The 871-nt window shown below is 69.2% G+C and carries 2 protein-coding genes and 1 pseudogene; all 3 read right to left on the bottom strand.

Annotation, left to right across the window (positions count from 1 at the left end; translation table 11 throughout):
* Window positions 1–155: pseudogene (locus BHU15_RS41825) on the bottom strand (TMEM165/GDT1 family protein); the annotation flags it as partial.
* A 2-nt stretch (window positions 156–157) separates the two neighbouring features.
* Window positions 158–442 (bottom strand): TMEM165/GDT1 family protein (locus BHU15_RS41820; RefSeq protein ID WP_255293289.1); only part of this gene is annotated, 285 nt, incomplete at its 3' end.
* Between the two features lie 296 nt (window positions 443–738).
* Window positions 739–871: helix-turn-helix domain-containing protein (locus BHU15_RS38880; protein WP_141726963.1), on the bottom strand; the 133-nt coding region annotated here is incomplete at its 5' end.

The following is an 871-nucleotide window of genomic DNA, read 5'->3' as shown; positions in this document are numbered from 1 at the left end:
GAAGCGGCCGGCCAGCAGCGCGAGGGCGGAGACCGACATCAGCGCGAGGGCCGAGCCGATCGCGGTGGGCAGCCAGCCGTTGCTGGCGGCCAGGTTGGCGGTGGTGATCTGGGTGAGGTCGCCCCATTCGCTGATGAAGACGGCCATGAAGGCGGNNGTCCTCGTCGTCATCGCCGCCGCTGCGCAGCAGGACGAAGGCGCCGAACGCGAACAGGGCGGCGGAGACCAGCTTGACGGCCATCTCGGGGAGCAGACTCAGCAGGCTGCCGGCGCCGACGGCGATGGCGACGTGCACGATGAAGGCGGTGGACGTACCGAACCACACGTAGAGCGGTCGCATCCGGGTGCCCATGGCCAGTGAGGCGAACATGGTCTTGTCGGGGAGTTCCGCGAGGAAGATCAGCCCGAAGGCGGTGAGGATCGCCAGGGGGTCGAAGGTCATTCTCTTGCTCTCTGCCGGGGCCGGGCCGGACGGCTCGTACGACACCCGGAAGGCGACGGGAGGAACCATTCGACCCGGCANNAGGTGTGGGCCTGATCATGCCTTGGCCGAAGGTCTCGTCCGCCCCGCAGAATTCGCGGTGGCCCGGTGGCCGGGACACCTCGCGGCGTCCAGTGTGTCGACCAGCGGTTCTCGGGACTACTCCCCTTCGCTGCCCGGCAGCCTAACAGCCGGGGCCGGCACCGGTGAGGGCCGGGATCGACGTCCGGCGGGGGTGACTCATGGTTCATTTGGCGTCACCGTACGCGGCAGAGCAGCGCCGCCCGCAGGTCGAGGCGGTCGTCCAGCCGGGACAGGTCGCGGCCGGTGATCTGCTCGACGCGCCCGATGCGGTAGTGGACGGTGTTCACGTGCAGATGCAGTTCCTCG

This window comes from Streptomyces niveus (assembly GCF_001723055.1).
Taxonomy (GTDB): Bacteria; Actinomycetota; Actinomycetes; order Streptomycetales; family Streptomycetaceae; genus Streptomyces; species Streptomyces niveus.
Note: the sequence above shows the minus strand (reverse complement) of the source record. Positions and strands in the feature narration are given on the sequence as shown.